We start from the raw sequence: 7,882 nt of genomic DNA, 5'->3' as shown, positions 1-7,882 counted from the left end.
TAGCAAGGCTTTCTGCCGGTCCCGTCGTTTGGGGGAAAGCGCTGAATTTGTTGTTTTCCCTTGAAATCTGTTCCAGAACAGGATATAATTAGGATAAATTGAAACGGTTCGGGTGAAAGACCTGCCCAAACCTCGAATTACATCATAAAAAAAGACCACTAGAAAGCCTTTCTAGTGGTCTTTTTGTATATTGCTGCATTGTCACAGCGTCTGATTCACAAAGGCGCTGGTGGACATCCCGGTACACTTTTTAAAAACCTTGCAGAAATATTTCGGGTCGGAATACCCGACCATCTCGGCAATCTCATAAATTTTATAATTCCCGCCGAGCAGCAGCTCCTTGGCCTTGCCGATCCGGTACTTCGTCAGGTAGCTTGAGAACGAGTGCCCCGTCTCCTTGCTGAAGGTTGAGCTCAGATAGACCGGCGTGATTCCCAGCGATTTGGCCGCGCCCTCCAGCGTCAGGCCCTTGTTGTAGTTCTGGCTGATCAGCTTCATCGCCTTCTTCACCACCAGTCCGTAGCTCTCCTCCTCCTCGCTGAGCAGCACACCCAGCACCCCGAGCACCAGGGCGCGCAGCTCCTCCATCAGATACGAGCCCACGAAGTCGTTGAGCAGCTCGGACTGGTTGATGTTGCGGTAACTCCCATACCCAAGCTCTTTACACTTGCTCATGATGGTCGAGATCAAACTGACGTACCCCTCGATGATCGCCCCGGGCTTATAGAGCTTGGCGCGGCAGTATTGGTAAAAGGCTTCGGCCCCCTCGGCGGTGCGCTGATAGTCGCTCAGGCACAGCCCCTGGATGATCTCTTTTTCGATCTGTTCGGGATAGACGAATTCCTCGGTTTCGGTGTTGGCGATCAGCGCTTCACCCACCAGACGGCCCCTGCCGAGCACCAGCGACCATTTGAGCTGCTTTTGACAGAGGCTGAAGTCCACCGCAAGGTCTCCGCCCAGCGGCCGCCAGGCGGCGATGGGGATCCCGCCATGTTCGGAAACGGCGATTTTTTGCAGGATGTCCTCGACCTGGGAAGCGGCGCAGTCGGGAATCTCCGTGTGCTGGTAGAGCACCACCAGGCACCTTCGCTCGGGCACCAGCACCGAGGTGAAGGGGGTGACGTACCGCTTGAAGCACTGGTTGATCTTCACCGAGAGGTTTTGCAGCCCCTCTCCGAGACTGATCGGGTTCCCGACCGCTTCGCCGAGGGGGGCGAGCCGGTCAAGGAATTTATGCTCCCACCCGCTCTCATGCAGGTGGATGACCAGAATCCCGGTGTACCGCGCCACCAGCTGTAAGGTTTTCTCCGCTTGCACCGTGTCCCCGGGCGGGTTGCCCAGCAGGATGTTTTTGAGCAGGGTGTGGTAGACCTCGTCCGAGAACTGCTCGGACTCCATCGCCAGCCCCAGCTCGAGCCGGTCCAGCAGGTCGCGCAGGCTTTCGACCGTGATGGGCTTGAGCAGGTATTCGCAGACCCCCAGCTTGATCGCGTCGCGCGCGTATTCAAAGTCGGCATAGCCGCTGAGGATGACCGGCTGAAAGCGCAGCCCCTCCTCCCGCAGCTGGGCGAGCATATCGATCCCGTGCATGCCGGGCATCTTGATGTCGGTGATCACGATGTCCGGGTGCGTCTCGCGCACCAGACGCAGCCCGTCCAGGCCGTTGGCGGCCTCTCCCACGCATTCATAGGAGGGCTTGATTTTTTTGATGAGCCGGATCAGCCCCGCGCGGGTGGTCTGTTCATCGTCGATGACCGCAATTTTAATCATAGTGTTCCCTCTTCTTTTGAGCAAATTTATCTATGATGTTGAAAGCAAGATGTCTTTTTTGATTGGTATGGCCGTCGCCGCCGGATCAGAGCTTGGGCAGCAGCAGGCGGATGGTGGTGCCTTTTCCGAGGGTGCTCTCCACATTGAAGCGCGCGTCGCCGCCGTAGTAGATGTGCAGGCGGGAAAGGACGTTTTTGAGCCCCAGCCCGTGCGCCGATTCGTGGGAGTAGCTGCCGTCCATCACCTCGCGCACGATCTCCTCGGGCATGCCCTGGCCGTTGTCCTCGATCACGATTTCGATGGCGTCCTCGTCGTAGCTGCGAAAATCAATCTTGATCAGCCCTCCCGAGATATACCCCTCGAAGCCGTGGTCTATACAGTTTTCGATGATCGGCTGAAGCAGCAGCTTGTAGATTTTGCAGCCGGCGATGTGCGGGTCCATGTCGATGACGGCGTTAAAGGTATTGTTTGCACATTGGCGCAGATAGATGTATTTTTTGAGCCATTCATATTCGTCCGAGAGGGGGATGATCTTGATCTTGTTGTTAATGCTGTAGCGCAAAATCGAGCTCAGCGAGGTGATCATCCGGCTGATCTCGTACTCCTCCTTCTTGATCAGGCTCCAATTGATCGCGTCCAGGGTGTTGTAGAGGAAGTGCGGGTTGATCTGGGCGGTCAGGGCCTTGATTTCGGCGTCCTTCTCGTTTTTGATCGCATTGGCGGTGCGGTCCCGCTCCTCGCGCAGGTTGTTGGTCAGGGAGGAAATTTTCACCATCATCTCGTTGAAGGTCTGCGCCACGATGGACATCTCGTCCTTGGTTTTGATGTCCACCTGGATGTCGAGGTCGCCCCCCTTGGCCCGCTCCATCGCCGCGACGATCGACTTGGCCGACTTGGTGAGGCTGCCGGACAGAGCGATCACCACCAGGATGATCGCTCCCAGGGTGATCAGCGACACCACCCAGTAGGTGTTGCGGATGGTGGTGATGTCGCTGTAGAAGTAGGAGCCGCTGAAGATGTTGACGATGTACCACTGGGCGGCGGGCACGCTGCCGGTCAGGGCCACCGCCTTGCCGATCTCATTGACCGTGCAGGTGGGGGTGCGCTTGCCGGAGAGGGTCGGGACCACCGTGCGGGTGATGTCTTTTAGGATCACGCCGTTTTCGGGGTTTTGCAGGATGTCGAGCAGGGCGCCGCAGTCCTGGACCGTGTTCAGCCCGATCAGTTCCTTGTTCTGCGCCGAGATGATGTCGCCCTCGCCGCTGACCACCACCGAATAGGCGCTCTCCTCATTGGACTGGGCGAAGAGGCTGCTGACGGCCTCCTCGTTGACGGTGACGACGATCACCCCGAGCTCCTGCAGGGTGTACTGGTCCACGATCTTGTTGGCGATGTGGAAGTAGTTTTTGACCTGGCCCCGGAACTGCCGGTCGGGGATGGTTTTCGTAATGGTGCACCCCGCCTTGCCGATGGCGGTGCTGTAGATTTCGTTGCGCAGGCCGGCCTGTCCTTCCCAGAGGTTTACCGTGAAACGTGTGGAATCGTTGTCAAAGACGATGTTGTTGCCGTCCGGCAGCAGCAGGGAGATGGCCACCTCGGGCTTCTTGGAGCTGAAGGCGGAAAATTCCCGTTTGACCTGGCTGAGCGCGATCGCCTTGTTGGGGGTGTCCGGGATCATCAGCTCCTTGGTGGCGCTGATGATGGTGTCGTCCGAGATGATGGAGAGCACATAGTCCAGATAATCCTGCATCCAGGAGTCGAGGACCCGGGCGGTCTGCTCGACCGAGTTGACCCCCGAGGCCATGATCTTCTCCTTGACGGTGTGGTTATAGTAGTAAAACAGGATGGTCTGGGAGATCAGCAGGGGGATGATCGAGACGATCATCAGAGAAATGATCAGCTTGGAACGGGTGGTGGAGGCGCTCCAGCTCTCAAATACCTTATGGAACATGCGGTTTCCCCCTCTTATTGCAAAATGCGCCCCAAAGCGACAGGAGCTCATAAAAATATAGTAGCAAAAAAAGAACCGTAAAGCAAATGGGAAAGAAAACAGGTGTGGCGCCGCCGGATGGCTGGGTGATAAAAATAGCTCAGAGAGTTTTTTTATATTTCTCATGGCCGCCCTCCGGGCATGGCCATATTTATCGCTTCTCCTGTGCTGAGCAACAAAAAGCGGCGGGGGCTGGCATACGCCAGCTCCCCGCCGTCCGGCTGCTTATCGCCTGTGCTCGAGATATCCGCAGATCAAACCGGCCGTGGCCTGCGCACCGATAGAACTGTCAACGCACAATTCATACTTATGCGGGTCGCCCCACTCATGTCCGGATATGCTCTTATAGTACGCACGGCGGGCCATGTCGGAGCGGGCAATACTTTTTTGCCCTTGCTCCCGTGTGTCCCCATACATTTTCATCACGTTTTGCACGCGGTAATCCGTCGGGGCATAGAGGAAGATTCGCACCACGTTCTGATAGTCGCGCAGCACATGGTCCGCCGCACGGCCGACGATAACGCAGGCCCCCATATCTGCGATGTGCTTGATCGCCATATCCTGAGCCGTGATCGCCTGCTGGACGGCCTCGGTGCTCAGATACAGTTCACGCATGGCCGTATTTTCATTGGAATTCAGGCCCGAGATGAAATCCCTGGACAAGCCGCTTTCCTTCGCGGCCAGCGCGATCATCTCCTTGTAGTAGCACGGGATCCCCAGCTTTTTTGCCACAAGCTGCCCGATCTGCTTCCCGGCCGACCCGTGCTCGCGGGAGATCGTCAGGATCAAGCCCGCCTTGGACGGCTGTAGGACGGCCGCGCCGTCCGCTTGCGCATGAGCGGGACTGTGCGAGAGCTTCCGCCAAAGCCGGACCATTACGAAAGCGGTTATAATGAATGCGGCCGTATCGGCGACCGGCGCGGCCCAAAAGATGCCGTTCACTCCCAACTTCAACGGCAGGAGCAGGGAAAGCACGATGAGAAGCGCATCGCGCATGACAGAGAGCGGCGCCGCGGCCTTGGCGTGCCCGATGGATTGCAGGAAGATCGCGCAGACCTTCTGCACGCAGGTGAACAGGATCAGCGAGAGGTAGATCCGCAGGCACTGGGTAGCGAACTGGGTATAGAGCTCGCCGTCCGAACCGAACATGCAAATGAACGCCTGCGGGGCGGCCTCGAACAGCACCGTGCAGAGCAGGCAGATGATCGCCGTCCATTTTAACATGAGTTTCAGCAGCTCCCGTACACGGCCGTATTGCCCCGCGCCGTAGTTATATCCGACGATTGGCTGTGCGCCTGCGGCAATGCCGATCCCGATATTCAGCACGATTTGAAACAGCTTCATGATGACGACAAACGCTGCCAGCGGAATGTCCGGGCCATAGACCGACCCAGCACCATACCGCACCAGCAAAATATTGTTAATTACGGTGATGACGACGATGGACCACTGTGTCAATAAACTGGAGGTGCCCAGCGCCATCACATGTTTTAACTCGATAAAATCCAACCGGAAGCTATCCAAAGACAAGCGGAAGGTCTTGCTTTTCGTTAGATAGCCAACGCAGATTAAAAAGCTGACAAACTGTCCTAATATCGTCGCATAAGCGGCGCCTTTAATCCCCATATCCAGAACAAAAATTGCAAGCGGGTCGCCGATGATGTTGATCACCGCTCCGGCCAGCATGGCCGCCATGGCATAGCGCGGGCTGCCGTCTGCGCGGATGATCGAAGCCAGCGTGTTCTGCACGAGGGCAAATGGAATCATGGCATAGATGATGAAGCCATAGTCGCGCGCCAGCACAAGGTTCGCGTCGGTCGCCCCGATCAAGCGAAGCAGGTGATCGCCCCCAAGGTAGCCGATCACCAGGATGGCAAGCCCGGCCAGAAAAGAGCACAGTACGCTGTTTGCGACGCTTTTGTGAATGTTCTGTGTCTCCTTTCGGCCGAGGGAGACGCTGAGCACGGCGGCTGCCCCGTCGCCGAAAAACAGGGACAGGCCCCAGCCAACGACCGTTATCGGAAAGATGACGCCTGTCGCGGCATTGCCCAGATACCCAATGCCGTTCCCAACAAAAATTTGATCCACGATGTTGTAGAGACTGGAAATGAGCAAAGAGAAAATACAGGGGATGGCAAATTGCCTCAAGAGCTTCCCCACTTTTTCTGTTCCCAAATAATTGTTCCCGTTCATAAAATCCTCCCATTGACAGACAAAAAAACGGCGCATGCAAAACGCATGCGCCGCTCTGATCTCCGACAAAAAAATACAACACATGCATCCGTACCGTGATCAGATTTACGCGCTATGCGCCACATGTGTCGTTGATTGCCTTTATTTAATTTACACATATCAGTATACCAGCATTTTAAAATTATTTCAAAGGTGTTTTTGCACAAATTGCTCTCGTTCGTTGGGACCTGCGGCAAAAAATTTACCTTAATATTTTGCACCATTCTTAAAATTGTGAGTTTCCGCCGGCCGGGGGCTTCCTCTATAATAAGCACAAGATGTTAATTGCCTCTAAGCAATTGACGGATTGGTTTGCAGGAAAATTAAGGAGGTAAAAAGATGAAACGCAGATTATCTATGCTGCTGGCAGTGGCTATGCTGGCAACATCCCTGGCGGCCTGCTCTTCGGGCGGCGGTTCCACTTCCCAGAGCTCGGAGCAGCCCGCAGGCGAGACCCCCGCAACCAGCACCGAGACGCCCAGCTCTGAGGCCCCCAGCTCCGAGGCGGAGCCCGCGAGCGGCGAGCAGGTCGAGCTCAAGCTTTGGCACTATTACAGCGGCGACAGCGCGCAGGACATCGTGGACCTGTGCAATCGCTATACCAGCGAGGTCAATCCGAACGTAAAGGTTGCCGTCACCATGCTGCCCTTCGGCGACTTCAAGAAGCAGCTTTCGGTCAGTTCGGCGGCCAGCTCCCTGCCGGACATGGTCTTCATCGACAACTGTGATGCGGTTGCCTATGCCGCGATGGGTATGTTCGCGGACCTGACCGAGGCGATGAAGGACAATGCGGAAATTGCCAAATATTACGAGGGCATTATGAAGACCGGCTACTATGACGGGAAGCTCTATTCTGTTCCGTCGGTCAGCAACAACCAGGGCATCTACTACAACAAGGACATGTTCGAGGCGGCCGGAATCCAGAAGGTCCCCGAGACCTGGGATGAGGTCCGCGAGACCGCCAAGGCCCTGACCAAGGACGGTGTCTACGGTTTCGGTATGTCCGCGGTCAGCAACGAGGAGGGTACCTCCCAGTTCCTGCCCTTCAAGATCGCAGCCGGAGACGAGGACATGTACTCCCTAGACAGCGAGGGCGGCCTGCGCGCGCTGAGCTTTTTGACCGACCTGGTCAAGGACGGCTCGATGCCCAAGGACGTCATCTCCTGGTCCCAGTCCGACGTCGGCACCCAGTTTAAGACCGGCAAGATCGCCATGATGATGATGGGCTGCTGGTACATCAACGAGTATGAGGAGCAGAATCCCGAGCTCAATTGGGACGTATTCCCGATCAAAGACAAGACCTTCGGCACCATCTACGGCGGCGAGAACTTGGCCGTCATCAACGGGCCGAACAAGGACGCCGCGATCGAGTGGGCCAAGTGGTTCATGAGCTATGACATCAACAAAGAATGGAACTTTAAGATGGCACACTTCCCGGCCCGCGAGGAATCCCTTACCGACCCGGAATATACGGCCAACCCGCATTGGAAGACCTTCCTTGAGCTGATCCCCTACACCAAACCCCGTCCGGCGGACCCGAAGTGGCCGGAAATTTCTCTGGGCTACCAGCTCGCTTTGCAGGAAGCCTTGACCCTGCAGAAGACCCCCGAGGAAGCGGTGAAGGACGGCCAGGCGATGATCGACGCCGCCCGCGGCTAAGACTCAGTAAGGTGGACCGTATCCCGAACGTTTAGCAATGCTGGATGGCGGAGGATACCTGTTTATACCCTAAAATGCAATATGCGGCACCCGCGAGAGTCCAAGGAGGTCTATGCGCGGCTTATGCATAATGAGTTGGTATAAAAGTACCCTCCGCCATTTTTATGCCCTTTTTCGGTAAAATAGCCGAGAAAAATGAATAAATATACAATATTTGCCCGTTTTGATTTA

General features: G+C 56.1%; 4 protein-coding genes. 1 reads left to right on the top strand and 3 read right to left on the bottom strand.

Annotated features, from left to right (window positions below):
• Positions 1-201: 201 nt before the first annotated feature.
• From B5477_RS01445 to B5477_RS01435, 3 genes are all read right to left on the bottom strand, one after another.
• Positions 202-1,770, bottom strand: coding sequence for a response regulator (locus B5477_RS01445; RefSeq protein ID WP_079698036.1), 1,569 nt, complete (start codon positions 1,768-1,770; stop codon positions 202-204).
• Positions 1,771-1,855: 85 nt separating this feature from the next.
• Positions 1,856-3,721 carry a sensor histidine kinase gene (locus B5477_RS01440; RefSeq protein WP_159448890.1) on the bottom strand — a complete coding sequence of 622 codons (1,866 nt, stop codon included), beginning with the start codon at positions 3,719-3,721 and terminating at the stop codon, positions 1,856-1,858.
• Positions 3,722-3,985: 264 nt separating this feature from the next.
• Positions 3,986-5,953 (bottom strand): MATE family efflux transporter, encoded by a 1,968-nt coding sequence (locus B5477_RS01435; RefSeq protein ID WP_079698034.1) that lies wholly within the window; start codon positions 5,951-5,953, stop codon positions 3,986-3,988.
• Between the two features lie 378 nt (positions 5,954-6,331).
• Here B5477_RS01435 and B5477_RS01430 point away from each other — a divergent pair, with 378 nt between their 5' ends.
• Positions 6,332-7,651: an ABC transporter substrate-binding protein gene (locus tag B5477_RS01430; protein WP_079698033.1), complete on the top strand. Its 1,320-nt coding sequence runs from the start codon at positions 6,332-6,334 to the stop codon at positions 7,649-7,651.
• Positions 7,652-7,882: the final 231 nt, after the last annotated feature.

Source organism: Provencibacterium massiliense (assembly GCF_900169495.1).
GTDB lineage: Bacteria > Bacillota > Clostridia > Oscillospirales > Ruminococcaceae > Harryflintia > Harryflintia acetispora.
Note: the sequence above shows the minus strand (reverse complement) of the source record. Positions and strands in the feature narration are given on the sequence as shown.